At 72.6% G+C, this 26,237-nt stretch carries 24 protein-coding genes and 1 pseudogene; 15 read left to right on the top strand and 10 right to left on the bottom strand.

The genetic code is table 11. From position 1 onward, the window contains the following. Positions 1 to 20: 20 nt before the first annotated feature. Both ML5_RS08970 and ML5_RS08975 read left to right on the top strand, forming a co-directional pair. A complete protein-coding gene (locus ML5_RS08970; RefSeq protein WP_013474469.1) occupies positions 21 to 1,358 on the top strand; it encodes an aminotransferase class I/II-fold pyridoxal phosphate-dependent enzyme in 1,338 nt (445 codons plus the stop codon). A gap of 80 nt (positions 1,359 to 1,438) precedes the next feature. Beyond that, positions 1,439 to 2,140, top strand: coding sequence for a UdgX family uracil-DNA binding protein (locus ML5_RS08975; RefSeq protein ID WP_013474470.1), 702 nt, complete (start codon positions 1,439 to 1,441; stop codon positions 2,138 to 2,140). Here ML5_RS08975 and ML5_RS08980 read toward each other — a convergent pair. Next, positions 2,130 to 2,477 carry a nuclear transport factor 2 family protein gene (locus tag ML5_RS08980; protein WP_236619382.1) on the bottom strand — a complete coding sequence of 116 codons (348 nt, stop codon included), beginning with the start codon at positions 2,475 to 2,477 and terminating at the stop codon, positions 2,130 to 2,132. The two genes, ML5_RS08975 and ML5_RS08980, sit on opposite strands and share 11 nt — an antisense overlap. Before the next feature lie 46 nt (positions 2,478 to 2,523). Further along, positions 2,524 to 3,180, bottom strand: a complete 657-nt coding sequence (locus tag ML5_RS08985; protein ID WP_013474472.1) for a 4a-hydroxytetrahydrobiopterin dehydratase — start codon at positions 3,178 to 3,180, stop codon at positions 2,524 to 2,526. A gap of 89 nt (positions 3,181 to 3,269) precedes the next feature. On the opposite strand from ML5_RS08985, the gene ML5_RS08990 reads away from it, so the two are divergent. From ML5_RS08990 to rny, 7 genes and pseudogenes are all read left to right on the top strand, one after another. Next, positions 3,270 to 4,412, top strand: a complete 1,143-nt coding sequence (locus tag ML5_RS08990; protein ID WP_013474473.1) for an acyl-CoA dehydrogenase family protein — start codon at positions 3,270 to 3,272, stop codon at positions 4,410 to 4,412. Positions 4,413 to 4,481: 69 nt separating this feature from the next. Next, a pseudogene (locus tag ML5_RS08995) lies at positions 4,482 to 5,794 on the top strand (MFS transporter). After that, positions 5,785 to 5,985 carry a DUF3046 domain-containing protein gene (locus tag ML5_RS09000; RefSeq protein ID WP_013284728.1) on the top strand — a complete coding sequence of 67 codons (201 nt, stop codon included), beginning with the start codon at positions 5,785 to 5,787 and terminating at the stop codon, positions 5,983 to 5,985. Before ML5_RS08995 ends, ML5_RS09000 begins: the two are co-directional and overlap by 10 nt. Positions 5,986 to 6,170: 185 nt before the next feature. Further along, positions 6,171 to 7,220, top strand: coding sequence for a recombinase RecA (gene recA, locus ML5_RS09005; RefSeq protein ID WP_013284729.1), 1,050 nt, complete (start codon positions 6,171 to 6,173; stop codon positions 7,218 to 7,220). Between the two features lie 11 nt (positions 7,221 to 7,231). After that, a complete protein-coding gene (locus ML5_RS09010) occupies positions 7,232 to 7,924 on the top strand; it encodes a regulatory protein RecX (protein ID WP_013474475.1) in 693 nt (230 codons plus the stop codon). A 50-nt stretch (positions 7,925 to 7,974) separates the two neighbouring features. Then, the gene (locus ML5_RS09015; protein WP_013474476.1) at positions 7,975 to 8,679 is read left to right on the top strand and encodes a 3-keto-5-aminohexanoate cleavage protein; all 705 of its coding nucleotides are present in this window, start codon (positions 7,975 to 7,977) and stop codon (positions 8,677 to 8,679) included. Positions 8,680 to 9,546: 867 nt separating this feature from the next. After that, complete coding sequence (gene rny, locus ML5_RS09020) at positions 9,547 to 11,313, top strand: ribonuclease Y (protein WP_013284733.1); 1,767 nt, start codon at positions 9,547 to 9,549, stop codon at positions 11,311 to 11,313. A gap of 74 nt (positions 11,314 to 11,387) precedes the next feature. Here the strand turns inward: rny and ML5_RS09025 are convergent, their stop codons facing one another. From ML5_RS09025 to ML5_RS09040, 4 genes are all read right to left on the bottom strand, one after another. Further along, complete coding sequence (locus tag ML5_RS09025; protein ID WP_013474477.1) at positions 11,388 to 12,263, bottom strand: amino acid ABC transporter permease; 876 nt, start codon at positions 12,261 to 12,263, stop codon at positions 11,388 to 11,390. Beyond that, positions 12,260 to 12,916 (bottom strand): amino acid ABC transporter permease, encoded by a 657-nt coding sequence (locus ML5_RS09030; protein WP_013284735.1) that lies wholly within the window; start codon positions 12,914 to 12,916, stop codon positions 12,260 to 12,262. The genes ML5_RS09025 and ML5_RS09030 overlap by 4 nt, the downstream gene beginning before the upstream one ends. A 78-nt stretch (positions 12,917 to 12,994) precedes the next feature. After that, positions 12,995 to 13,930 (bottom strand): glutamate ABC transporter substrate-binding protein, encoded by a 936-nt coding sequence (locus ML5_RS09035; protein ID WP_013284736.1) that lies wholly within the window; start codon positions 13,928 to 13,930, stop codon positions 12,995 to 12,997. A gap of 50 nt (positions 13,931 to 13,980) precedes the next feature. Further along, positions 13,981 to 14,736, bottom strand: coding sequence for an amino acid ABC transporter ATP-binding protein (locus ML5_RS09040; protein ID WP_030269781.1), 756 nt, complete (start codon positions 14,734 to 14,736; stop codon positions 13,981 to 13,983). Positions 14,737 to 14,935: 199 nt separating this feature from the next. Between ML5_RS09040 and selD the strand changes: the two genes are divergently transcribed. Both selD and ML5_RS09050 read left to right on the top strand, forming a co-directional pair. Then, a complete protein-coding gene (selD, locus tag ML5_RS09045; protein WP_013474478.1) occupies positions 14,936 to 15,925 on the top strand; it encodes a selenide, water dikinase SelD in 990 nt (329 codons plus the stop codon). Between the two features lie 214 nt (positions 15,926 to 16,139). Continuing rightward, a complete protein-coding gene (locus tag ML5_RS09050) occupies positions 16,140 to 16,619 on the top strand; it encodes a hypothetical protein (protein ID WP_013284739.1) in 480 nt (159 codons plus the stop codon). Between the two features lie 78 nt (positions 16,620 to 16,697). Here ML5_RS09050 and ML5_RS09055 read toward each other — a convergent pair whose 3' ends face one another. Continuing rightward, positions 16,698 to 16,925 (bottom strand): DUF2277 family protein, encoded by a 228-nt coding sequence (locus tag ML5_RS09055; RefSeq protein ID WP_013284740.1) that lies wholly within the window; start codon positions 16,923 to 16,925, stop codon positions 16,698 to 16,700. Positions 16,926 to 16,977: 52 nt separating this feature from the next. Here ML5_RS09055 and miaB point away from each other — a divergent pair, with 52 nt between their 5' ends. Next, complete coding sequence (gene miaB / locus ML5_RS09060) at positions 16,978 to 18,477, top strand: tRNA (N6-isopentenyl adenosine(37)-C2)-methylthiotransferase MiaB (RefSeq protein ID WP_013474479.1); 1,500 nt, start codon at positions 16,978 to 16,980, stop codon at positions 18,475 to 18,477. Positions 18,478 to 18,568: 91 nt separating this feature from the next. Here miaB and ML5_RS09065 read toward each other — a convergent pair whose 3' ends face one another. Together ML5_RS09065 and ML5_RS09070 are read right to left on the bottom strand one after the other, a co-directional pair. Next, entirely contained in the window at positions 18,569 to 20,191 is a 1,623-nt protein-coding gene (locus ML5_RS09065) for a cellulase family glycosylhydrolase (RefSeq protein WP_013474480.1), read from the bottom strand. A gap of 331 nt (positions 20,192 to 20,522) precedes the next feature. After that, positions 20,523 to 21,731: a DUF349 domain-containing protein gene (locus ML5_RS09070; protein ID WP_013474481.1), complete on the bottom strand. Its 1,209-nt coding sequence runs from the start codon at positions 21,729 to 21,731 to the stop codon at positions 20,523 to 20,525. Between the two features lie 204 nt (positions 21,732 to 21,935). Between ML5_RS09070 and ML5_RS31945 the strand changes: the two genes are divergently transcribed. The 3 genes from ML5_RS31945 to dapF are packed head-to-tail and all read left to right on the top strand — an operon-like array spanning position 21,936 to position 24,410. Continuing rightward, positions 21,936 to 22,655, top strand: a complete 720-nt coding sequence (locus ML5_RS31945) for a hypothetical protein (RefSeq protein WP_013474482.1) — start codon at positions 21,936 to 21,938, stop codon at positions 22,653 to 22,655. Further along, positions 22,652 to 23,557 carry a tRNA (adenosine(37)-N6)-dimethylallyltransferase MiaA gene (gene miaA, locus ML5_RS09080; RefSeq protein ID WP_013474483.1) on the top strand — a complete coding sequence of 302 codons (906 nt, stop codon included), beginning with the start codon at positions 22,652 to 22,654 and terminating at the stop codon, positions 23,555 to 23,557. Before ML5_RS31945 ends, miaA begins: the two co-directional genes overlap by 4 nt. A gap of 7 nt (positions 23,558 to 23,564) precedes the next feature. Then, complete coding sequence (gene dapF, locus ML5_RS09085; RefSeq protein ID WP_013474484.1) at positions 23,565 to 24,410, top strand: diaminopimelate epimerase; 846 nt, start codon at positions 23,565 to 23,567, stop codon at positions 24,408 to 24,410. Between the two features lie 353 nt (positions 24,411 to 24,763). Here the strand turns inward: dapF and ML5_RS09090 are convergent, their stop codons facing one another. Beyond that, on the bottom strand, positions 24,764 to 26,236 hold the full coding sequence (locus ML5_RS09090) for an NAD-dependent malic enzyme (protein WP_013474485.1): 1,473 nt from the start codon (positions 26,234 to 26,236) through the stop codon (positions 24,764 to 24,766). Between the last annotated feature and the right edge of the window lies 1 nt (position 26,237).

Consider the following 26,237-nt stretch of genomic DNA (forward strand, 5'->3'; position numbering starts at 1 on the left):
TCTAGTACAATCTCCGAACTGTGGCAGCACATTATCAGATCGCCGGCTCGACCTCCGCCGCGATTTCGGCCAGCGTCGAATCCGGCATCCGCACCGGCGATCTCGCCCCCGGCGACGCCCTGCCCGCCGTCCGCGCGCTCGCCGCCGAGCTGGACGTCAGCCCGGCCACAGTCGCGAAGGCGTACCAGGAACTGCGGCAACGCGGCCTGGTCGCGACCGCCGGCCGGCACGGCACCCGGGTCCGCCCCCGCCCGCCGGTCGCCGGTCGCCGCGCCGCGCTTTTGCCCCCGCCGCTGCCCGGCGGCCGTGACCTCTCCGCCGGCCAGCCCGACCCCCGGCTGCTGCCCCCGCTCGGCCCGCACCTGGCAGCGCTCGCCGCCGAGATCGGACCCCCCGGCGGGTACGCGACCGACGCCGTGCTGCCCGACCTGGCCGCGCTGGCCCGGGAGCGGCTCGCCGCGGACGGGGTGCCCGCCGGTGAGCTCACAGTCACCGGCGGCGCGCTCGACGGCATCGAACGGCTCCTCGCCGCCCACCTGCGCCCCGGCGACGCGGTGGCGGTGGAGGACCCGGGCTGGGCCAACCTGCTCGACCTGATCGCCGCGCTCGGGCTGCGTACCGTCGGGGTGCCGGTGGACGACGAGGGCCCCACAGTCGGCGGCGTCCGGGCGGCGCTCACCGCCGGCGTCCGGGCGCTCGTGGTGACCAGCCGGGCGCAGAACCCGACCGGCGCCGCCGTCTCCGCCGACCGGGCCGACGCGCTGCGGACGCTGCTCGCCGGACGGGCCGACCTGCTGCTGATCGAGGACGACCACGCCGCCGAGCTGGCCCGCGTACCCCTGCATCCGCTCGCCGGGGCGACCCCGGCGTGGGCCTTCGTCCGGTCGGTGAGCAAGCCCTACGGGCCCGACCTGCGGCTCGCGGTGCTGACCGGCGACGAGGCCACAGTGGCCCGGGTGGCCGGGCGGGCGCGGGTCGGCGCCGGCTGGGTCTCCACTGTGCTGCAACGGCTGGTCGTGTCGCTCTGGCGCGACCCGGCCACCGCCGGGCTGGTACGGCGCGCGGCGGACAGCTACGACAGGCGGCGCGACGGGCTGGTTGCCGCGCTCGCCGCGCGCGGGGTGACAGCGCACGGGCGTACCGGGATCAACGTCTGGGTGCCGGTGCCCGACGAGACGGTGGCGATCACGACGCTGCGCGACGCCGGGTGGTCGCTCGCCCCCGGCAGCCTGTACCGGATCGCCGCCGCCCCCGCCGTGCGCGTCTCGGTGAGCGCGCTCGACGAGGCGGACGTCCCCGCGCTCGCCGACGCCCTCACCGCGGGAAGGAAGGGCCCTCTCTTAACGCATTCGGTATAGGAAGGGCCCCTTCTTAACACCTCCGGACAGCGCGGCGGGCCGCTCGCGTGCGCGCCGCCCGACGGGGTAGAACGATCGGCATGGCCGAGACCGAGAGCGCACCCGGCGCACAGGAGTTCATCCCGCCGTCGGCGGACACCATCGACGAGCTGCGCGCCGCAGCGGGCGACTGCCGGGGCTGCGAGCTGTACCGGGACGCCACCCAGACCGTGTTCGGCCGCGGCGACGAGCACGCGCGCGTGGTCTTCGTCGGCGAGCAGCCGGGCGACATCGAGGATCAGAAGGGGCTGCCGTTCGTCGGGCCAGCCGGGCGGCTGCTGCGCAAGGCCGTCGACGACGCGGCGCTCGACCCCGCCCAGATCTACCTGACCAACGCCGTGAAGCACTTCCGCTTCGAGCTGCGCGGCAGGCGGCGCATCCACCAGACCCCGGACCGGGTGCACGTCACCGCCTGCCGGCCCTGGCTGGTCGCCGAGTTCGCCCGGCTGCGCCCGGAGATCGTGGTGGTGCTCGGCGCCACCGCCGCCAAGGCGCTGCTCGGACCGTCGTTCCGGGTGACCAAGCAGCGTGGTGAGCTGCTGCCCTGGCCCGCCGCCGCCCAGCACCCGGAGGACTTCGAGCGGGTGCCGGTCGACCGGACGGGCACTGTGGCCGACGCCCCGGCGGCCCGGCTGCTCGCCACCATCCACCCGTCCGCGGTGCTGCGCGCCGACAACCAGGACGTGGCCTACGAGGGCCTGGTCGCCGACCTGAAGGTGGCCGCGAAGGCGCTCAAGAAGTGATCTTGCCGAACACGTCCTTGGCGACGATCCGCCCGTCCCGGACCCGGTAGACGTCCAGCCCGCGAAGCACGGTGCCGTCCTCGGCCGGCGGCCAGGCCCACTCGCAGACCGCCCGGTCGTCGGTGGCCCAGACCGCGCCGAGCGCCGGACCGTCGCCCGGCCCGAGCTGCCCGGCGAAGACGTCGGCCACCGCCGCCCGCCCCCGTACCGTGCCGGCCGGCCCGTCCCAGGCGTTCGGGCAGTAGGTGACGTCCTCGGCCAGGCAGGCCGACACCGCGGCCAGGTCGCCCCGCAGCCAGGCCGCGTTGAACTCCTCGATCAGCGCGCGTGCGTCCACATCGGGCACGCTAGCGCCGGACCACGCCCGCCGCTGCCCCGGTTCCTCAGGAGCGCTGCTGCCAGGTGCAGAGGCAGACCCGATTGCCGTCCGGGTCGGCGAGCACCCAGAAGCTCGGCGCCTCCGCGTCGCTGACCAACGCGCCGCCCGCTGCCAGCGCGGCGGCGATGCGCGCGTCCACCTCGGCCGGGTCGACCCACACGTCCGGGTGCCACCGCTGCCGCGGCTCGTCCCGGCCGGAGCGCTGGAACCAGACGGTCGGCAGCACGCCGTCCGGGTCGCGTACCTCGTCGTCGTCCGGTCCGCGGCCGTCCGGCGACTGCCAGGCCAGGACCGCCCGCCAGAACGGCAGCACCGCGGCGTGCTCCGGGGTGTCCAGCGCGAGTTCCAGGCGGGCCAGCCCGGCGGCCGACAGGGTCAGCCCGGAATCCGCGGCCAGCCCCGAGATGAACCGGGCCAGCCGCAGGTCACGCTGCGTCACCCCACCCGCGTCGTGCGACCAGAGCCGCACGTCCACGTGGGTGTAGCGCAGGTCCAGATCCGGATGATGGTCGACCCGCTCGGCCTCCGCGCCGACCGCGGCCACCAGCGCCAGTCCGGCCGCGAAATCGGGGGTACGGATGCGCGTCTGCAACGCCCCCAGCAGGTACGTCCACCCGTCCAGCCCGGCCTCGGCCACCTGCTTCCCCGTGAGTGTGCTCATCCGGTCATCCTGGTCCACCGCGCGGCGGCGGGCCACCCCGTCCGGCCCGCCCCTGTCCGGCGCGGGTGAGCGGTGCCAGACTGGCCGCCATGGAGCAGCATCTCTACGAGCCCGTCCACGACGAGTTCCGTGACCTGTGCCGCCGGTTCCTGACCCGGGAGGCGGTGCCGCACCACGAGCGCTGGGAGGCCGACGGGATCGTCGACCGGGAGGTCTGGCGGGCCGCCGGCGCGGCCGGGCTGCTCGGCCCGGACGTGGACCCCGAGTACGGCGGCGGCGGGCAGCGCGACTTCCGGTTCAACGCGGTGCTGGACGAGGAGATCGTCGCGGCCGGGTGCACCGGTCTGGGGTTCGGGCTGCACAACGACGTGGTCGCGCCGTACCTGACCGAGCTGACCACCGGCGACCAGCGCAAGCGGTGGTTGCCGGGCTTCTGCTCCGGCGACCTGGTCACCGCCATCGCGATGAGCGAGCCGGGCGCGGGCAGCGACCTGGCCGGCATCCGCACCAGCGCGGTCCGTGACTGCGACAGCCTGGTCCTCAACGGGCAGAAGACGTTCATCACCAACGGTGAGATGGCCGACCTCGTGGTCGTGGTGGCCAAGACCGCGCCGGACCAGGGCGCGCACGGGGTGAGCCTGGTCGTGGTGGAGAGCGGCACGCCGGGCTTCAGCCGGGGCCGCCGGCTCGCCAAGGTCGGACTGAAGGCCAACGACACCGCCGAGCTGTTCTTCGACGACTGCCGGGTGCCGGCGGAGAACCTGATCGGCACCGAGAACCACGGCTTCTACCACCTGATGGCCAACCTGCCCCGGGAACGGCTGAGCATCGCCGTCGCCGCCGTGGCGGCCTGCGAGAAGCTGCTCGCGCTGACCATCGAGTACGCCCGCTCCCGGGAGGCGTTCGGGCGGCCGATCGGCCGGTTCCAGCACAACCGGTTCCTGCTGGCCGAGCTGGACACCGAGGTCACCATCGCGCGGACGTTCGTCAACCACTGCGTCACCGAGTTCAACGCGGGCCGCCTCTCGGTGACCGACGCGGCGAAGGCCAAGTGGTGGACGACCGAGTTGCAGACCAAGGTCGCCGACCGGTGCGTGCAGTTGCACGGCGGCTACGGCTTCATGGCGGAGTACCCGGTGGCGAAGGCGTGGCTGGACAGCCGGGTGCAGACCATCTACGGCGGCACCACCGAGATCATGAAGGAGATCATCGGCCGGGGCCTCGGCCTGTAGCGAAACCGGGTGCCGGCCGGGCGGGCCGGTGCGGGAGGATGGGGCACCCGTCCCCACCAGGAGCGCCGCATGTCCACCGACCTGACCGCGCCGGCCCCGCCCCGGCCCGACGTCGCCGGCATCCAGCGGCGTACCGTCCGGCTGCTCTTCCTCACCCAGATCATCGGCGGCATCGGCGTCACCATCGGCATCTCGGTCGGCGCGCTGCTCGCCGCCCGGGTCGCCGGCACCGCCCTGGCCGGGGTGGCGCAGAGCGCCGGTGTGGTCGGCGCCGCGCTGCTCGCGATCCCGGTCACCCGGCTCATGACCGCGCGGGGCCGGCGGCCGGGGCTGGTCCTCGCGTACGCGGTCGGCGCGGTCGGCGGCGTGCTGGTGGTGGTCGCCACCGTGACGCGCCTGGTGCCGCTGCTCTTCGTCGGCATGCTGCTGTTCGGCGGCGGCACGGCGGCCAACCTCCAGGCCCGCTACACGGCGGTGGACCTGGCCGAGCCGCAACGCCGGGGACGGCAGCTCTCGCTGGTGGTGTGGGCCACCACCATCGGCGCGGTGGCCGCGCCGAACTTCGCCGCGCTCGCCGACGAGACCACCCGGGGCTGGGGCCTGCCGGCGCTGGCCGGCCCGTTCGCCTTCAGCGCCGTCGCGTTCACGCTCACCGCCGTCGTACTCCTGGTCCTGCTCCGGCCGGACCCGCTGCTCACCGCGCGCCGGCTGGCGGCGGCCGAGCCGGCACCCGGCGCCGCGCCGGCTGTCACCCGCCGCGGTGGCATGGTCGCCGCGTGGCGCACGGTACGCGGGCGGCCGGCCGCACGCCTCGGCATCGCCGCGGTGGCGGTGGGGCACTTGGTGATGGTCGCTGTCATGTCGATGACGCCGGTGCACCTCGGCGAGTGGCACTCCGACGAGGACGTGCTGCCCGTGGTCGGCCTGGTGCTGAGCCTGCACATCGCCGGCATGTACGCGCTGTCGCCGGTGGTGGGGTGGCTCACCGACCGGGTCGGCCGCCGGCCGGTGATCCTCGGCGGGGTGGCGCTGCTGCTGGCCGCGTGCGCGGTCTCCGGCACCGCCGGGCACCACACGGCGCTGCTGTCGGTGGGGCTGACGCTGCTCGGGCTGGGCTGGTCGGGCACGATGGTGGCGGGTTCGACGTTGCTGTCGGAGTCGGTGCCCACCGCCGACCGGCCCGGCGTTCAGGGCCTGTCCGACCTGCTCATGGGGCTGGCCGGGGCGGGCGCGGCGGCGGCGAGCGGGTTCGTCATGCGGGCCGTGGGGTACCCGACGCTCACCCTGCTGGCGGCGATCGCTGTGGTGCCGCTGGTGGCGCTGGCGCTGCGCCGTACCGGCACGCGACCACTCGACGAGGAGGACTGAACACGTGCGGCTGACCGACTTCTGGACGCGGCTGGAGGAGGCGTTCGGGCCCGGGTACGCGACCAGCATCGCCAGGGACCAGGTGCTGTCCCAGCTCGGCGGGCGGACCATCGAGCAGGCGCTCGCGGCCGGTGAGCAAACGCACGTGGTGTGGCGCGCCGTGGTCGCCGCGTATCCCGACCGGGTGCCCGCCCGACTACGCTGAGCAGCCTTTTCGTCGATCCCGCGTGTCGCTTGCCCAGTCGTACACCTGTTCGGCTATTGTCCACAGCGGGGTGCTCGTCCACAGCTCACGGCCCGTCGGCTGGTTTTCTGTCGGACCCAGCGCCTAGCGTGTCCCGCGTGACGCGAAGCTCAGGAAAGACGCCGGCGAAGGCAGGGGTGGCAACGATGGCAGCAGGGCCTGACCGGGAGAAGGCGCTCGACCTTGCTCTCGCTCAGATCGACAAGCAGTTCGGCAAGGGTTCGGTGATGCGGCTGGGGGAGCGGCCCGTCGTGCAGACGGCTGTCATTCCGACCGGCTCCATCGCGCTCGACGTGGCGCTCGGCGTGGGCGGTCTGCCCCGCGGCCGGGTGGTCGAGATCTACGGTCCGGAGTCCAGCGGTAAGACCACCGTCGCGCTGCACGCGGTGGCCAACGCCCAGCGCGCCGGCGGCATCGCCGCGTTCATCGACGCGGAGCACGCGCTCGACCCGGAGTACGCGCGGGCCCTCGGCGTCGACACCGACGCCCTGCTGGTCTCCCAGCCGGACACCGGCGAGCAGGCGCTGGAGATCGCGGACATGCTGGTCCGCTCCGGCGCGATCGACATCATCGTGATCGACTCGGTGGCGGCCCTGGTGCCGCGCGCCGAGATCGAGGGCGAGATGGGCGACAGCCACGTCGGTCTCCAGGCCCGGCTGATGAGCCAGGCGCTGCGGAAGATCACCGGCGTGCTCAACAACACCGGCACCACCGCGATCTTCATCAACCAGCTCCGCGAGAAGATCGGCGTGATGTTCGGCAGCCCGGAGACCACCACCGGTGGGCGGGCGCTGAAGTTCTACGCCTCGGTCCGGCTCGACGTGCGCCGCATCGAGAGCCTCAAGGACGGCACCGACGTGGTCGGTAACCGCACCCGGGTCAAGGTCGTGAAGAACAAGGTCGCCGCGCCCTTCAAGCAGGCCGAGTTCGACATCATGTACGGCAAGGGCATCTCCCGCGAGGGCTCGCTGATCGACGTCGGCGTGGAGCAGGCGATCATCCGCAAGTCCGGCGCCTGGTACACCTACGACGGCGACCAGCTCGGCCAGGGCAAGGAGAAGGCCCGCGAGTTCCTCCGCGAGAACCCGGACGTGGCGGCCGAGATCGAGAAGAAGATCCTGGAGAAGCTCGGCGTCGGCACCGGTGGTGCGGGCGACGCCGCCGGTGGCCCGGAACTGCCGCCGGTCGACTTCTGATCCGCTGACCCGTGGCAGGACGACGCGCCCGTACGGGCCGGGGCTGGGATGCCGGTCCACCCCGTACGGGCGACGCCACAGGTACGCCCCGGCCTCGCCGGGGGCGCCGTGATCGCGCGGCGGAGCCCGATGCAGGGGAGGCTCCGGCTCCGCCGCGCGACGAGGCCGAGCTGGCCCGGGAGATCTGCCTGCGGCAGCTCGCGGTCCGCCCGCGGACCCGGGCCGAGCTGGCAGGCGCGCTGGCCCGGCGCGGCATCTCCGAGGAGGTCGCCGAGCAGGTCCTCGACCGGTACGACGAGGTCGGCATCGTCGACGACGCGGCCTTCGCGCGTGCCTGGGTGAGCAGCCGGCACAACGGCCGCGGGCTGGCCCGCCGGGCGCTCGCCAACGAGCTGCGTCAGCGCGGCGTCGACGTCGAGGTGGCCGGCGCAGCCCTGGACGGGCTGGACGAGGAGACCGAGGCGGAGACCGCCCGCGCCCTGGTGGAGCGCAAGCTGCGCAGCGCCAGAGGCGAGCCGGACGCGGTGTTCCGGCGCCTGGTCGGCATGCTGGCGCGCAAGGGCTACCCGGCCGGGGTGGCGATCCGGGCGGTGAAGGACGCGCTCGCCGCGCAGAGCGCCGAGGCGGCCGAGTTCGCCGAGCACATCGACGCCGACGCGATGGCCGACGCCGAGCACGACCTCGACTCCCGCCGGCTCGACTGACCGACCGGCCGCCGGCGTCGCGGCCGCCGTCCCGAGGGAGGCGCACACCCGTGCTGAAGGCGTGTCTCAACGGCACCCGACGGCTGGACGAGCACCCCGCCGTGCCGCTCACCCCGGCCGAACTGGCCGCCGACGCGGTGCGCTGCGCGACCGCCGGGGTGGCGGCGGTGCATGTGCACCCGCGCGACCACAGCGGCACCGAGTCGCTCGACCCGGCAGTGATCGCGGCGGCGGTCACCGCCATCCGCGACGCCCGTCCCGGCCTGCCGGTCGGCGTGAGCACCGGCGCCTGGATCGTCCCCGACCCGGCCGAGCGGGCCGCCGCCGTCCGCGCCTGGACGGTGCTGCCCGACTTCGCCTCGGTGAACGCCCACGAAACCGGAGCGGCCGAGGTCGCCGCCGCCCTGCACGAGCGCGGCGTGATGGTCGAGGCCGGTCTGTGGACCCCGGCGGCGGTCGACGCCTGGCGTCGCTGGTCCGCACCCACCGGGCGGGTCCTCGTCGAGTGCATGGCCGAGCAGGTCGAGACGGCGCTCGCCGACGCGGCGGCGATCCTCGCCGCGCTGCCCGGCGGGCACCCGCCGGTTCTGCTGCACGGGGAAGGCCCGGCCACCTGGCCGGTGTACGCGGAGGCGGTCCGGCGTGGCCTGCACACCCGGATCGGCCTGGAGGACACGCTGCTGCTGCCCGACGGCACCCCCGCCCCCGACAACGCCACCCTGGTGACCGCAGCCCTCACCGCCGCCGCAAGCTGACCCACCCGGCGCCGGCCCGGCGCAGCCCTCGCGCGACCCTCGCCCGGCCAGGTCGATCATGAACTTGGCGGCATTTCCCGTCCGCTTTGTCCAGGCCAACCTCATGATCGCGCGCGCCCGGCCGGACCGGCCGGCCCTGCCACCCCCGGCGGCGCGGCCGCGCGGCCGGACGGTGATCAAGGAGTTTGTGTCGTCCGGGTGGACGTCAAGTCCTCGATCACGGGGGTGGGAGGGTGACGGCAGAGCTGATCATGGGGTGCGAGAGGGGCCTGAGCAGGTCGGAGCGGCCGAGTCGCGGCGCTACGGGGCGGGGTTTGTCCTGGCCTGTCCGGCATCTGATCACCACTGAGTGACGTCGTAACTTCTCTCCGTCCGGGTGGTTTGATCATGACTCCTTGACCGAACGGCCCCTCGCGACCTAGCCTCGCCATACAGGCTCACTTTGCCCGACCAGCGCAGGCTAAGCGCACAACATAGATCTCGTAACAGAACAGCATCACTTTGGCCAGCTACACCGGCCCTTGACGGAAGCTCCGGAACCTTTCGGAGCCTCCGACAACTGCAACCGGCCGCCAGCGGTGCCCCATGAGGGACACCGCCGACGGAAAGCTGCCCACAGCCAGCCGCTCCGGTCGGGCGTCCAGAGCCGCAGGCGCGTGTCCTTCGCGCGTGTCCTGCGGCGCCGACGTTTCAGGGGGAGGCGGCCATGGCAGGGCGGCACAGGTTCACCGGCGGTCTGCCACACGGCCCCGACCCCGCATCGGCGGGCGACAGCCCGGCCACCGAGCCCCGACGGGCCGGCGACGCCGGCCGGGTCGCCGGAGTGCGGCGGGCGAGTGTGCCCGCGTACCGGTGCGGAGCGGCTCGATGAGCGCCTTCGACGTCGTCCTCCTCCTGGTCGTGCTGCTGCTGGTCGTGGTGGTGGTCGGCGCCGTGCTGTTCGGCGTGCGTACCCTCAAACGGCTCAGCCTGGCGCCCGCGCCGGAGGACCCGGCCTTCATCGCGGAGAAGGACCGGCAGGAACAGTCCCTCGCGGCGTTGCGGACGGCCGCCGACGAGGTGAACAGCACCATCGACGTGGCGAAGTCCGCAGCCGCGGCGGCGCGTGCCGAGGCGGCCGCCGCCAAGGCGGAGGCGAAGGCGGCCCGGGCCGAGGCGCGGCGGGTGCTCGACGACGCCCGCGCCGAGGCGGACACGGTGCTGGAGCGGGCGCACAAGCAGGCCGAGGCGGACGCCGAGCAGTTACGCGCCACCGCCCGGCGCAGCGGCGAGCGGGAGGTGGCGGTGCTGGCCGCCACCACCCGGGAGCAGGCGGCCGAGGTGGAACGCCGGGCCGCCCGGATGGACGAGCGGGAGCGGCTGCACACCGAGGAGGTGGAGCGGCTGGCCGAGCGGGAGCGGCAGCTCACCGCCGCCACCGCGGCGCTCGCCGCCCGGGAGGCCGCCCTGGCCGAGCGCGAGCGGACGCTGACCGAGGTGGAGGAGCAGCGCCGCCGGGAGCTGGAGCGGGTGGCCGGCCTGACCGCCGACGCGGCCCGCGCCGAGCTGGTCGAGTCGATCGAGGGGCAGGCGAAGCGGGAGGCCGCGCTGCTGGTCAGGGAGATCGAGGCGGACGCCCGGGGCAGCGCCGAGCAGCGCGCCCGCAACATCGTGGTGGACGCCATCCAGCGGGTCGCCAGCGAGCAGACCGCGGAGAGCGTGGTCAGCGTGCTGCACCTGCCCGGCGACGAGATGAAGGGGCGCATCATCGGCCGGGAGGGGCGCAACATCCGCGCCTTCGAGTCGGTCACCGGCGTCAACCTGATCATCGACGACACGCCCGAGGCGGTGCTGCTGTCGTGCTTCGACCCGGTACGCCGGGAGGTCGGCCGGGTCACGCTGGAGAAGCTGGTCCTGGACGGCCGGATCCACCCGCACCGGATCGAGGAGGTCTACGACGTGGCCCGGCAGGAGGTGGAGGAGCTGTGCCTCCGGGCCGCCGAGGACGCGCTGGTCGAGGTCGGCATCACCGAGATCCACCCGGAGCTGGTCACGCTGCTGGGCCGGTTGCGCTACCGCACGTCGTACGGGCAGAACGTGCTCAAGCACCTGGTGGAGACCGCGCACATCGCCGGGGTGATGGCCGCGGAGCTGCGGCTGGACGTGCCGACGATCAAGCGGTGCGCGTTCCTGCACGACATCGGCAAGGCGCTCACCCACGAGGTGGAGGGCAGCCACGCGATCATCGGCGCGGACGTGGCCCGCAAGTACGGCGAGAGCGAGGACGTGGTGCACGCCATCGAGGCGCACCACAACGAGGTGCCGCCGCAGACCATCGAGGCGGTGCTGACCCAGGCGTCGGACGCCTGCTCGGGCGGGCGGCCGGGCGCGCGGCGGGAGAGCCTGGAGGCGTACGTCAAGCGGCTGGAGCGGATCGAGGAGATCGCGGCCGGGAAGCTGGGCGTGGAGAAGGTCTTCGCCATGCAGGCGGGCCGGGAGATCCGGGTGATGGTCAAGCCGGACGACGTGGACGACATCGGCGCGGCGGTGCTGGCCCGGGACGTGGCCAAGCAGATCGAGGAGGAGCTGACCTATCCGGGTCAGATCCGGGTGACAGTGGTGCGCGAGTCCCGGGTCACCGAGATCGCCCGCTAGACCGGCAAGACCGAGAACGGGCGGGTGGGGGAGAACCCCACCCGCCCGTTCCGTGTCCGTCGGACGACGTCAGCTCACAGCGGCGTAGCGCCGGTGCCACCGTCGGTCTGCGTGGCCGCCACCGGCTTGGCCGCGGTGCGCGGCAGCCGGGTCAGCCGCTTCTGCAGCCACCAGGCCAGCACCGACAGCAGGCCGCAGATGCTGATGTAGATGGCCGCGACGATCAGGTACGTCGGCACGTACGGCAGGCCGAACGCCAGCCGGCCGCCGATCTGCTTGCCCACGAAGAGCAACTCCGGGTACGTGATGATGAAGCCGAGCGCGGTGTCCTTGAGCAGGACGACGAGCTGGCTCACGATCGCCGGGAGCATCGACCGGAACGCCTGCGGCAGCAGGATCAGCCGCAGCACCTGGTTCTTGCGCATGCCGATCGCGTACGCGCCCTCGGACTGCCCGTACGGCACGGCGTTGATGCCGGCGCGGAAGATCTCCGCCAGCACCGAGCCGTTGTAGAGCGTCAACCCGATGACCAGCGCCCAGAACTTGTCGATCGGCCAGCCGTACTGGAGCGGCACGTAGTAGCCGAAGAAGATCAGGATCAGCAGCGGGATGGCCCGGAACAGCTCCACCACGAACGTGGCGGGAGCGCGGAACAGCACCTTGTCGCTGAGCCGGGCACTGGCGAAGAACGCACCGAACAGCAGCGCCAGCACGGTGGCGACGGCGGCGACCTTCAGCGTGGCCCAGAGGCCGTTCAGCAGCTCCCGCTGCACGGCCGCGTACTGGAACTGCTCCCACTTGCGGGCCTCGAACTGGCCGGTCTGGTTGAACTTGTAGACCACGAACGCGATCAGCGCGACGATCGCCGCGATCGAGACGATGCCGAGGATCCGGTTGCGCCTGCGGGCCTTCGGGCCGGGGATGTCGTAGAGGACGCTGCTGCTGCTCACCGGGCCACCGCCCACTTGCGCTCGAGGATCCGCTGGAGCACCACCAGCGGGATGATCAGGATCAGGAAGCCGATCACGATCCAGGTGAGCACGATGAACTGCGGCTCACCCCGTTCCGACATGTACGCCGGGATGGCGCCCGCTTCCAGCACGGAGAAGCCGGCGGCGATCGTGGTGTTCTTCAGCATGGCGATGAGCACGCTCATCATGGGCGGGACCATGGCCCGCAGCGCCTGTGGCAGCACGATCAGCGTCAGCACCTGGGCGAACGTCATGCCCAGCGCGCGGGCCGCCTCGGCCTGGCCGGTGGCGACCGTGTTCACGCCGGAGCGGACCACCTCGCAGATGAACGCCGAGGTGTAGGCGATCAGCGCGATGCAGGCGCTGTTGAAGTAGTCGATGTTGACGTCCAGCTTCGGCACCGCGAAGACGAGGAACGCGAACACCAGCGTCAGGGGAGTGTTGCGGACCAGGTTGACGTAGGTGGCGCCGAACGCCCGCAACGCGGGGACCGGTGACACCCGCATCGCGCCGAGCAGCATGCCGAGGACGAGACTGCCGACGCCGGCGATCAGGAACAGCTTGACGGTGTTGTAGAACCCCTCGCGGAACAGGCTCGCGTTGTCCGTCAGGACGCGGAAGAACTCGCCCATACCTCGCTCTCACTCTCTCCAGACGGGACCGGGCGGGGAGGAGGACCTCCCCGCCCGGTCCGACGTCGGTGCGGACCGTCAGTACCGCTCGAGCTGCGGCGGGGTGGCCGGCGAGCCGGACTTGCCGAGCGTGCCGTCGTAGATCTTCTTCCAGGTGCCGTCGGTGAACGCCGCCTCGATCTGGTCGTTCACGTAGTCACGCAGCGCCTTGTCGTCCTTGGGCAGGCCGATGCCGTACTTCTCGGTGCTGAACGGCTGGCCGACGACCTTGAGCTCGTCCGGGTTCTGCGCGGCGTAGCCCTTGAGGATGGCGTCGTCGGTGGTGACCGCGTCGACCTTCTTGTCGAGCAGCTGCGAGACGCACTCGGAGTAGGTCTTGAACTCGACGATGTTCTCGCCCTCGGTCAGGCCCTCGTCGCGGATCTTCTGGATCGGCGTGGAACCGGTGGCCGAGCAGACCTTCTTGCCCTTGAGCGTGTCCTTGCCGGTGATCGACGACTCGTCCTTGCGGACCAGCAGGTCCTGGCCGGCGACGAAGTACGGGCCGGCGAAGGAGACGTCGTTCTTGCGCTTGTCGGTGATCGAGTAGGTGCCGACGTAGTAGTCGATCTCGCCGCCCTTGATCGCGGTCTCCCGGTTGGCGGACGCGATCTCCTTGTACTCGATCTTCGCCGGGTCGACGCCGAGCGTGCTGGCGACGTACTGGGCGATCTCGATGTCGAAGCCGCAGCGCTTGCCCTGGGCGTCCTTGTAGCCGAGGTTCGGCTGGTCGAACTTGACGCCGATGACGACCTTGCCGGCCGACTTGATCTTCTCGAAGGCCGGGCTGCCGGCGACGTTGGCGTCCGTCTTGGGGGTGAAGGTCACGCCCGAGCTGCTGCAGTTGTCGCCCTGGGCTCCACCGCTGGCGTTGCCGCCGCCGCTGGGAGCGGGGTTCCCCTCCTTGCCGCAGGCGGCCGCGGACAGGGCGAGCGAGGCCATCATGGCCACCGCCGCCACGCGCTTGTAACGCATACTCATCTCCTTCTTCGACGGAGTCGACGGGACGACTCCACTACGGACGCTCAGTGGGTGAGGATCTTGGAGAGGAAGTCCTTGGCCCGCTCGCTGCGCGGGTTCGCGAAGAACTCGGCCGGCGGCGCGTCCTCGACCAGCTTGCCGTCGGCCATGAAGATGACCCGGTTGGCCGCGTGCCGGGCGAAGCCCATCTCGTGGGTCACCACGACCATGGTCATGCCCTCGCTCGCCAGCGACGTCATCACGTCCAGCACCTCGCCGACCATCTCCGGGTCCAGCGCGCTCGTCGGCTCGTCGAACAGCATCGCCTTGGGCTGCATGGCCAGCGCGCGGGCGATCGCCGCCCGCTGCTGCTGACCGCCGGAGAGCTGCGCCGGGTACTTGTCCGCCTGGTTGGCGATGCCGACGCGGTCCAGCAGGGCCAGGCCGCGCTCACGGGCCGCGGCCGGCTTCTCCTTGCGGACCTTGACCGGCCCCAGCGTGACGTTCTCCAGGATGGTCTTGTGCGCGAAGAGGTTGAACGACTGGAACACCATGCCGACCTCGCTGCGCAGCTTGGCCAGGGGCTTGCCCTCGGCCGGCAGCGCCTGCCCGTCGAACGTGATGGTGCCGTTGTCGATCGGCTCCAGCCGGTTGATGGTGCGGCAGAGCGTCGACTTGCCGGAGCCGGACGGGCCGATGACCACGACCACCTCGCCCCGGCCGACGGACAGGGACACGTCGTCGAGCACGTGCAGCGGCCCGAACCACTTGTTCACCCCGTCGAGCACGATCAGCGGGTCGCCCGTCGTCACGTCGTCCACCGTCCCTGTCGTCCATGGCGGAATTCGGGGGTCGGTCGACCCCCGGTTGGGCAACTGTAGGCGGGGTGATGTGGCAGATCGCAACTCAGATGGTCACGGAGCGGTAACACCGGTCACCGGCGTACCGGCCCGTCCGAATTTCGTCACCCGCCGGTGGGGCCGGGTGGCGCCGCCGGGGCAGGCCGGAGATCATAAGGCGGTGACCGACGCGATCCGGCTGACCGACTACGCACGTGGTGGCGGTTGCGCCTGCAAGATCCCACCCGGCGAGCTGGAGGCGATGGTCGCCGGTCTCGGTGCCACCGGCGGCTCGGCCGACCTGCTGGTCGGCCTGGAGAACGGCGACGACGCCGCGGTGGTCCGGCTGGACGAGCGTACGGGCCTGGTGAGCACCGCCGACTTCTTCACCCCGGTGGTCGACGACGCCTACGACTGGGGGCGGATCGCCGCCGCCAACGCGCTCTCCGACGTGTACGCGATGGGCGGCACCCCGCTCGTCGCGCTCAACCTGCTCTGCTGGCCGCGCGGCGTGCTGCCGCCGGAGATGGCCCGCGAGGTGCTGCGCGGCGGTCTGGACGTGGCCCGGGAGGCGAACTGCCACCTGGCCGGCGGGCACAGCGTGGACGACGACGGCCCGAAGTACGGCCTGGCGGTCACCGGCGTGGTCCGGCCGGAGGAGCTGATCACGCTCGACGCCGGGCGGGCCGGGCTGCCGCTGTCGCTGACCAAGCCGCTCGGCGTGGGCGTGCTCAACACCCGGCACAAGCAGACCGGGCAGCGCTTCCCGGAGGCGGTCGAGTCGATGGCCCGGCTCAACCGGGACGCGGCCCGCGCGGCGATCGCCGCGGGCATCCGCTGCGGCACCGACGTGACCGGCTTCGGCCTGCTCGGGCACGCCTCGAAGCTGGCCCGCGCGAGCCGCCTGACGGTGGCGATCGACGCGGCGGCGGTGCCGTATCTGACGGGCGCGCGGGAGGCGCTGCGCGACGGGTACGTCAGCGGCGGCACCCGGCGCAACCTGGAGTGGGTCACCCCGTGGACCGACTTCGGCGGCGCGGACGAGGGGGAGCAGCTGCTGCTGGCCGACGCGCAGACCTCCGGTGGCCTGCTGGTCGCCGGTGAGGTGCCGGGCGGCACTGTGATCGGCGAGTTGCTGCCCGCGTCGGAGCACCTGATCCGGGTGCGCTGAGCCGCCGGATCCACGGCGCGGCTGGGCCGTCGCCGCGGCACCGTACCCGATAAACTGTCATCTTCCAGCTACTCCGGGCAACGTCGCCCGAGGGAATTTTGCCCGGAATGGTCACAGACCGGTAACTTGCGCCCGGCTGAGGTCAAATGCACCCCACCATCGTCATTAAGGCCCGATCCGGAGGCCGGTGGAACGAGCGCAGCGAGGAGGCGGCATGACCGAGCTGTGGAACTGGAGAATCGACGGCGGCGAGCCGGTGGAGGTCTACCCGGCACTGGCCGAGGCGCTCGGCCGGGTGGTGATGCCCATGGCCGTCGCCGACCCGATGCGGCTCCCCGCGTACGCGGTGGTCTGCGACGTGTGGGAGGCGCCCGGGCTGTACGGCACCGTGGTCGACTGTTACGGGGTGCCCGAGAGCCTGTCCGAGCTGCCCGCGATCGCGGCGCTGGCCCGGCTGCTGGGCCGCAACTGCCTGATGCGCGACGACACGCTCGACGCCGGCCGGCACCTGCTGGTCGCGCCGGACGGCACCATCCGGCCGGTGCACTTCGACGTGGCCGACACCGACGACGGCGAGGTGCTCAGCCACCACCGGCTCTGCACTGTCGCCGACGCGCGCTGCCGGGGCTGGTCGCAGTGCCACCGCTCCCGCTGGGCCCCCGACACGGTCGCCCCGGCGCTCGCCGCCGCCTGAGCGCGGACGCCGGCCGGCACCCGTGACAGGTGCTCGCCGCCGTGTCCCCTCCGGCGGCGAGCGGTGGCGGCCCCGGGCTCAGCCCCGGGCCGCCGGCTGCTGCCCCCGCACCACGAGCTGGTCGAGCAGCGTCGCGGTGGCGGCGGCCACGGCGTCCACAGCGGCGTCGAACGCGGCCGCGTTGTGCGCGGCCGGGGTACGGAATCCGGAGATCTTCCGGACGTACTGCAACGCGGCGGCGCGGATGTCCTCCTCGGTCACCACCGGGACGTACGGCTCACGCAGGGTCTTGATGCTCCGGCACACGGCTCCTCCTCGTTCGATCCGATCGGCTCCACCCGGATACGCTGTCCGGGTCATGACTACCGCAGCCGCGGGCAGCCCGCGCACCTATCAGGTGCGTACGTACGGCTGCCAGATGAACGTGCACGACTCCGAGCGCATCTCCGGCCTCCTCGAGGACGCCGGGTACGTGCGCGCCGCGGAGGCCGACGAGCAGCCCGACGTGGTGGTGTTCAACACCTGCGCGGTCCGGGAGAACGCCGACAACCGGCTCTACGGCAACCTGGGTCATCTGCGCCCCGTGAAGGCGAAGCACCCCGGGATGCAGATCGCCGTCGGCGGCTGCCTGGCCCAGAAGGATCGCGGCGACATCGTCCGCAAGGCGCCCTGGGTGGACGTCGTCTTCGGCACGCACAACATCGGCTCGCTGCCGGCGCTGCTGGACCGGGCGCGGCACAACGCTGCGGCCGAGGTCGAGATCCTGGAGTCGCTGGAGGTCTTTCCCTCCACGCTGCCGACCCGGCGCGAGTCGACGTACGCCGGGTGGGTCTCGATCTCCGTCGGCTGCAACAACACCTGCACGTTCTGCATCGTGCCCTCCCTGCGCGGCAAGGAGAAGGACCGCCGCCCCGGCGACATCCTCTCCGAGGTCCGCGCGCTGGTCGACTCCGGTGTGCTGGAGGTGACGCTGCTCGGGCAGAACGTCAACTCGTACGGCGTCGAGTTCGGCGACCGGTACGCGTTCGGCAAGCTGCTGCGCGCCTGCGGCGACATCGACGGGCTGGAGCGGGTGCGGTTCACCAGCCCGCACCCGAAGGACTTCACCGACGACGTGATCGCCGCGATGGCCGAGACGCCTAACGTCTGCCACTCGCTGCACATGCCGTTGCAGTCCGGCTCGGACGACGTGCTGCGGGCGATGCGCCGCTCGTACCGGTCGGAGCGTTACCTGGGGATCATTGAGAAGGTCCGGGCGGCGATGCCGGACGCGGCGATCACCACCGACATCATCGTCGGCTTCCCCGGCGAGACCGAGGCCGACTTCGCCCGCACGCTCGACGTGGTGCGGGAGGCGCGGTTCTCCTCGGCGTTCACGTTCCAGTACTCCAAGCGCCCCGGCACCCCGGCCGCGACCATGGACGGCCAGTTGCCCAAGCAGGTCGTGCAGGAACGCTACGAGCGGCTGATCGCCTGCGTCGAGGAGATCACCTGGGCGGAGAACAAGAAGCTCGTCGGCGAGACAGTCGAGGTGCTCGTGGCCGTCGGCGAGGGCCGCAAGGACGAGCGCACCGGCCGGATGTCCGGCCGGGCCCGCGACGGCCGGCTGGTGCACTTCGCCACCGGTGACCTGGCCGGGCGGATCCGTCCCGGCGACATCGTGCACACCACTGTCACGTACGCCGCCCCGCACCACCTCAACGCCGACGGCGCGCCGCTGGCGCACCGGCGTACCCGGGCCGGGGACGCGGCCGAGGCGGGACAGGTTCCGCGTACCCCCGGGGTGCTGCTCGGCCTGCCGACGATCGGTGCCCCGGCCGTCCCACCCGCCCCGGTAGGCGGCTGCGCCGCCCACTGACCGCATGTAAGGAAGGGCCCCCTTTTAACACTCGGTGTTAATAGGGGGCCCTTCCTCTACCGGAGGCGTTAAGAAGGGGCCCTTCCTTACGTCAGCAGGCGGTGCCGTTGAGCTTCACGCCGCCCGGCGTCGCGGCGGAGCCGTTGGCGGTGAAGCCGACGGTGACCGATGCGCCCGCCGCCAGCGACGACGCCCAGGCCGGCGCGGCGGCAGTCACAGTGGTGCCGGACTGCGTGACTGTGGCGTTCCAGCCGCTCGCCAGCGTCACGCCGGACGGCCACGTCCAGGTGGCCGACCACGGGTTCACCGCGGCGGTGCCGGTGTTCTTGACGGTCAGCTCCCCCTGGAAGCCACCCGCCCACGAGTTGATCTGCTTGTAGGTGGCGGTGCAGCCACCGGTCACCGGAGGCGGCGGGGTGGTCGGCGCCGGCGAGGTGTTCGGCGTGCCGGTCGGGGAGGGGCTGGTGGTGCCGCCACCGCCGGTCGGCGGGATCAGGTACGGCGTGAGGATGTCCTGCTTCGGCTGGTTGATCGTGGTCCAGTCGTCGTTGGCGATGCCGCCCGTGTCACCGGAGTTCGGGTTCCACGACCAGTACGTGAACGACATGCCGTTCACGCCGGTACCGGTGTACGCCATCAGGTTCTGGAGCCAGATCTTGTCCTTGGGGTCCTGGAGCGTGGTGCCGAACTCGCCCATCATGATCGGCGCGATGTTCTGCTTGTAGAGGTAGCCCCAGTACTTGTCCCAGATGGCCGGCATGTTCGCCGGGTAGGTCGGGTCGTCGAACCAGGCCTGGCGGTACACCGACGTGGCGTACTCGTGTGGCGAGTAGACCAGCCGGTTCGCCACGTTCAACCGGACCGGGAACTGCCCGGCCTTGGACAGGTTGCCGCCCCACCAGCCGCAGTCCTCGTCGTTGCTGGGGTCGTTGTCCCAGACGTTCGACAGGCCGCCGCTCGGGCAGCTCACCCCCTCCACGAAGATCAGCCAGTTGGGCTGCACGCCGAGGATCGCGTTGCCGGCCCGCTCGGCGGCCAGCCGCCAGTCCCGGGCGGTGTCGCCGCAGCCCCAGCAGGCGCCGGTGGCGGCCGGGTTGGTGCCTTCGGCGTGCGGCTCGTTGTGCAGGTCCGCGCCGATCACAGTGGTGTTGCCGGCGTACCGCTGAGCCAGCATCTTCCAGTCGTTGATCCAGGTCGCCTCGGAGACCGTCGAGGTGTACCAGAGCGGCGACTGCCCGGCCGACGTGGGCCGGTGCCGGTCCAGGATGACCCGCATCCCCTTGCTGCCCGCGTAGTCGATGACCTTGTCGAGGATCTGCAGCGGGGAGAGCCCGATCAGGTCCGGGTTGACGAAGTCGTTGATGCCGGTGGCTGTCGCGCCGGCCTTGAGCGCGTCGTTCGAGTACGGGATCCGCAGCGTGTTGTAGCCCAGCCGGGCCATGGTGTCGAGCTGCGAGCGCCACGGGTTGCTCGACCACAGGCCGTGGAACGTCTTGTTGTCGGTCTCCATCCCGAACCAGTTGATACCGGTCAGGCGGACCGTCGCGCCCGTACTGTCGACGATCTTGTTGCCGCTGGTGTGCAGGTAACCGGTGCCGGTGCCACCGGCCGCCGCGGCGGCCGGTGCGGTGGAGACGGCGGCGGCGACGAGAACGCCGGCTGCCGCGGTGGCGAGCGCCGTCAGGGCGCCGCCGAGGGCGGTGCGTCGGTGCATGGAAGCTCCACTTCGGATGCCCGCGCCGCGCAGGCGCCGCGGGCGGCAGGACCAGGAGGCACGTCCCGCTCGTCGTCGAGTACGCGCGCAGCGCGCGCCGGGCCGTGTCGTGTGGACGGCCTCTCGCGAGATGTCGCACCGGCGATCGTCGACGGCGCAGATCAGCCGTCGATGCCCTCGTGCCGGTGCCTGAACCTGGCTCCGCCGCTCATTCTGATCAGCCTGCCTCGATGCGTCAACCCGGCCCGGACGCAGGTGAGCCCCCGGCCGACCCGGCCGGGGGCTCACCCGATGTGTCTGTCCGCCGGCCTGCCCGGCCGGGGTGCTCGCGTCAGCCGGCCTGCTCGGCGAGCTGGAGGAACTGCCGCTTCGAGGCGAGCGCCTGCTCGGCCTCCTTGATCCGGCGGGCGTCACCGGCGGCCTGGGCCCGGGCCAGCCGGTCCTCGGCCTCGGCGACCTGGGCGCGCATCTGCGCCAGCAGCGGGTTGTCCTCCTTGGAGGTACGCCGCCACGCCGAGTCCATCACGTCGCGGACCTTGTCGTCCACGGCCCGCAGCCGGCGCTCCAGCCCGGCGGCGGCTTCGCGCGGCACCCGGCCGGCCTCGTGCCACTGCGCCTGGATCTCCCGCAGCTTCGCCTGGGCGCCCTTGGGGTCGCCGTCGACGTCCAGCGCCTCGGCCTCGGCCAGCAGCGCCTGCTTACGCTCCAGGTTGGCGCGCTGCTCGTTGTCGCGGGCGGAGAAGACCTCGCTGCGGCGGGTGAAGAACTCGTCCTGCGCGGCGCGGAACCGTTCCCAGAGCTTCTGCTCGGCTTCCTTGGCGGCGCGCGGCGCGGCCTTCCACTGGGCCATCAGGTCCTTGAGCTGACCGGCGGTGACGCCCCAGTCGCTGGAGTCCTTGAGCTTCTCCGCCTCGGCGACCAGCTCCTCCTTGACCGTCTGCGCCTGCTTGCGCTGCTGGTCGAGGGAGGCGAAGTGGGCGCCCCGGCGGCGGGTGAAGCCGTCCCGTGCGGCGGCGAACCGCTTCCACAGCTCACCGTCGGCTTTCTTGTCGACGCCGCGGATGGTCTTCCACTCGTCGAGGATCTCCTTGAGCCGGTCACCGGCGGTCTTCCAGCCGGTCGACTCGGCGGCCAGCTTCTCGGCCTCCTCGACCAGGGCGGTCTTGCGCGCCAGCGCCTCGCCCCGGGCGGCCTCGCGGGCGGCCTTGGCCTCGCCGGCCTTCTCCTCGGCGACGGTGGCCAGCTTGTCCAGGCGGGCGGCAAGGGCGTCGATGTCACCGACGACGTGCGCCTCGGCCAGCGACCCACGGATGCGGCGGATCGTGGTCAGGGAGTGGCCGGCATCAGCCGCGCCCGAGTTGAGCCGCGCCTCGGTCAGATCGACCTCGGTCACCAGGTCGGCGTAGCGCCGGGCGAAGTGGGCGAGCCCTTCCTCCGGTGCCCCTGCCTGCCAGGATCCGACCACCCGCTCGCCCTCGGCGGTCTTGACGTAGACGGTGCCGTCCTCGTCGACCCGTCCGAAGGCAGTCCAGTCGCTCATGTGCCCATCCTCGTTCTCCCGGCGTCGAGGGGACAGCCCCCTCGTTCGCCGCCACGGCGCAGCAAACTTTCTCCCGGCATTGTCACAGGTCCGCCCCCGTCCGTGTCGAGCGCCTGTCGCCGACCGTGACCATACGGTGTTGTACGCCCCCGATGACCGGATCGGCGCGGGGACGCACCGGGGGATCCCGATAGGTTTGGGGGCGTGTCCCTGGTCGCCGCCGCCGTGTGCCCCCACCCACCGTTGATCGTGCCCGAGCTGGCCGGCGCCGCCGCGCCCGAGCTGGACGACCTGCGCGCCGCCGCCGACGCCGCTGTGGCCCGGCTGCTCGCCGCCGGCCCCGAGGCGATCCTGCTCGTCGGCGGCGGGCCGGAGACCGTCCGGTTCAACGCCGCCGACTGGGGCTCCCTGCGCGGCTTCGGGCTCGACCGGCCGGTGCGGCTGTGGAAGATCTCCTGCTCCGGCGGGGAGCGCCTGCCGCTGAGCCTGACCGTCGGCGCCTGGCTGCTCAACCGCTCCGGCACCGAGCTGCCCCGCCTGGCCCGGTCGGTGGCGCACGACGCCACACCGGCCGAGTGTGCGGAGTTCGGCGCGAGCCTGATCGACGACGACGATCCGCGGGTCGCGCTGCTCGTGCTCGGCGACGGGTCCGCCTGCCGGGGCGTCAAGGCGCCGGGGTACGACGATCCGCGCGCCGAGGCGTACGACGAGGGGGTCGCCGCGGCCCTGGCCGGCGCGGACGCCGATGCGTTGCTCGGCCTGGACCCGGGGCTGTCGGCGGAGCTGAGGGTCGCCGGGCGGGCGCCGTGGCAGGTGCTGGCCGGCGCGGCCCGGACGGCGGGCGGCGACTGGCGCGGCGAGCTGAGCTACCACCGCGCCCCCTACGGCGTCGCCTACTTCGTGGCGAACTGGGAGCGGGCATGACGGTCGTGGCGGTGGTCGGGCCGACCGCGGCCGGGAAGTCGGCGCTGAGCATCGCACTGGCGCACGCGCTCGACGGCGAGGTGGTGAACGCCGACTCGATGCAGCTCTACCGGGGCATGGACATCGGCACCGCGAAGCTGACGCCGGCCGAGCGCGAGGGCGTGCCGCACCACCTGCTGGACATCTGGCCGGTGACCGAGCCGGCCAGCGTCGCCGAGTACCAGGCGCTGGCCCGCGCGGCCGTCGACGACATCCTGGCCCGGGGACGGGTGCCGCTGCTGGTGGGCGGCTCCGGGCTGTACGTGCGGGCGGTGCTGGAACGGTTCGAGTTCCCCGGCACCGACCCGGCGCTGCGGGAGCGGCTGGAGGCGGAACTCGCCGCGGTGGGCCCCCTGCCGCTGCACGCGCGGTTGACCGAGGCCGACCCGGGCGCGGCGGCGAGCATCCTGCCCACCAACGGGCGGCGGATCGTGCGGGCGCTGGAGGTGATCGAGCTGACCGGCGCGCCGTTCACCGCGTCGCTGCCGTCGCCCACGCCGTACTACCCGTCGCTGCAGCTCGGCGTGGACCTGGACACCGCGCGCCTCGACGAGCGGATCGCGCTGCGGGTGGACCGGATGTGGGCCGACGGCCTGGTCGACGAGGTGCGGGCGCTGGTCGGCGAAGGGCTGCCCGAGGGGCGGACGGCGAGCCGGGCGCTCGGCTACCAGCAGGTGCTGCGGTTCCTGGCCGGGGAGCTGACCGAGGCGCAGGCGCACGAGGAGACGATCCGCGCGACCCGCCGGTTCGTCCGGAGGCAGCGCTCCTGGTTCCGGCGTGACCCGCGCGTCCACTGGCTGGACTCGGCGTCGCCCGCGTTTCTCGACACTGCCCTGCGGGTGGTCGCCGAGCATCGGCGATGATGGGGGAGTGGAGTTCACCAAGGGTCACGGCACCGGCAACGACTTCGTCATCCTGCCCGACCCGGACGGCACCCTCGACCTGACACCCGGCCTGGTCGCCGCGCTCTGCGACAGGCGGCGCGGGCTCGGCGGCGACGGCGTGCTGCGTGTCGTACGCGCCGCCAAGCACCCCGAGGGCGTCGCGCTCGCCGGCGAGGCCGAGTGGTTCATGGACTACTGGAACTCCGACGGCTCGTTCGCCGAGATGTGCGGCAACGGGGCCCGCGTGTTCGTCCGCTACCTGCTGGACCGTTCGCTCGCAGCCCCGTCGGGCGGGACGCTGCCGATCGCGACCCGCGCCGGCCTGGTGCGGGCACGGGTCGAGGGCGCGGACGTGGCGGTCGAGATGCGCCGCCCCCGGCTGTACGACACGGCCACCGCCACGCTCGGCGGGCTGACGCTGCCCGGCACCGCCGTGGACGTCGGCAACCCGCACCTGGTGTGCGCGCTGCCCGCCGCGCTGGAGCTGACCGGCCTGGACCTCACTCGCGCGCCCGAGGTGGACGCCTCGACGTTCCCGTCCGGGGTGAACGTCGAGTTCACCACGCCGGGTGAGCCGGTCGACGGCACCGACGGGCACGTGCTGATGCGGGTGTACGAGCGCGGCTCGGCCGAGACGCTGTCCTGCGGCACCGGCGCGTGCGCGGTGGCGGCGGTGGCGTTGCGCGACGCCGGCCTGGACACCGGCACGATGACAGTCGACGTGCCAGGCGGGCGTCTGACGGTCACCGTGACAGCCGATTCGTGCTGGCTCTCCGGCCCCGCCGTCCTGGTGGCGACAGGCACCCTGACCCCCGCCGCCCTGCACCCGTAGCCCGCGCCCCGCCCCGCCCCGCCCCGCCCCGCCCCGCCCTGCCCCGGCCCTGCCCCGCCCAGCCCGGTGCCGCCCGCCCTCCCGCCCCCGTGATCAAGGAGTTTGTGGCGGATTCCCGGTGCTTCGGTGACGCGAACTCCTTGGTCAACACGCGCATGGTGAGTGGTGTCGGTGACCCTGGCAGCCGTGGCCCCTGCTTCCGCCGGCGCACGGTCGCCCAGCGTGATCAACACCAGCTCGGCGAAGTGGTCATATCGCGGAGCCTCTGATGCCGCCACTTCGGGGAACTGGTGTTGATCAAGGGTGATGATGCCGCCACTTCGGGGAAGTGGAGTCGATCAAGCTGCGGTGCGTCAGGGGGTGGCGCTGGCGTTGGCGGCGATCTCGGGGAGGTCGGCCGGGCCCGGGTCGGCCGCCGGGGCCGGCGTAGCGGCCGGGTTCTGCGCGGCGGCCCGTACCGCGGCGGCCACGGCCGGGGCGACCCGGGAGTCGAAGACGCTCGGCACGATCACCGTCGGGTTGATCTTGTCTTCGCCGACCACGTCCGCGATGGCCCGCGCGGCGGCGAGCGCCATCTCCTCGGTGAACTCCTCGGCGTGCGCGTCGAGCATGCCGCGGAACACGCCGGGGAAGGCGAGCACGTTGTTGATCTGGTTCGGCTGGTCCGAGCGGCCGGTGGCGACCACCGCGGCGTACTTGCGCGCCTCCCGCGGGTCCACCTCCGGGTCGGGGTTGGCGAGCGCGAAGACGATCGAGTCCTTCGCCATCGCGGCGACGTCCTCGCCGGTGAGCAGGTTCGGCGCGCTCACGCCGATGAACACGTCCGCGCCGCGTACCGCCCCGGCCAGGTCACCGGAGTAGTTCTCCTTGTTGGTGTTATCGGCCAGCCACTGCCAGGCCGGGTTGAGGTCCGGCAGTCCGCGGTGCAGGGCGCCCTGGCGGTCGTACGCGATGATGTCGCCCACGCCCTGGCGCAGCAGCAGCTTCATGATCGCGGTGCCGGCCGCGCCGGCGCCGGAGACCACGACCCGGACGTCCGCGAGCTGCTTGCCCACGACGCGCAACGCGTTCGTCAGCGCGGCCAGCACGCAGATCGCGGTGCCGTGCTGGTCGTCGTGGAAGACCGGGATGTCCAGGGCCTCGCGCAGCCGGGCCTCGATCTCGAAGCAGCGCGGCGCGGCGATGTCCTCCAGGTTGATGCCCCCGTACGCGGGCGCGATCGCCTTGACGATCGCCACGATCTCGTCGGTGTCCTGGGTGTCCAGCACGACCGGCCAGGCGTCCACCCCGCCGAAGCGCTTGAACAGCGCCGCCTTGCCCTCCATCACCGGCAGCGACGCGGCCGGCCCGAGGTTGCCCAGGCCGAGCACCGCGGTGCCGTCGCTGACCACGGCGACGGTGTTGCGCTTGATGGTGAGCCGGCGCGCGTCGGCCGGGTTCTCCGCGATCGCCATGCAGACCCGGGCCACGCCCGGGGTGTACGCGCGGGACAGCTCGTCGCGGGTGCGCAGCGCGACCTTCGGGGTGACCTCGATCTTGCCGCCGAGGTGCAGCAGGAAGGTGCGGTCGGAGACCTTGCGGACGTCCACCCCGTCGAGCGCGGTGAGCGCGTCGACGACCTGATCGGCGTGGCCGGCGTCGGCGGTGTCGCAGGTGAGGTCGACGATCACGTGCGCGGGGTCGGAGTCGACCACGTCCAGCGCGGTGACGATGGCCCCGGCCTCACCGGCGGCGGTGGTGAGCCGGCCGATGGAGGAGGCGTCGGCGGGTACCGCGATCCGGATGGTGATGGAGAATCCGGCACTCGGCAGTCGGGTGTTGGCCACG

Source organism: Micromonospora sp. L5 (assembly GCF_000177655.2).
Taxonomy (GTDB): domain Bacteria; phylum Actinomycetota; class Actinomycetes; order Mycobacteriales; family Micromonosporaceae; genus Micromonospora; species Micromonospora aurantiaca.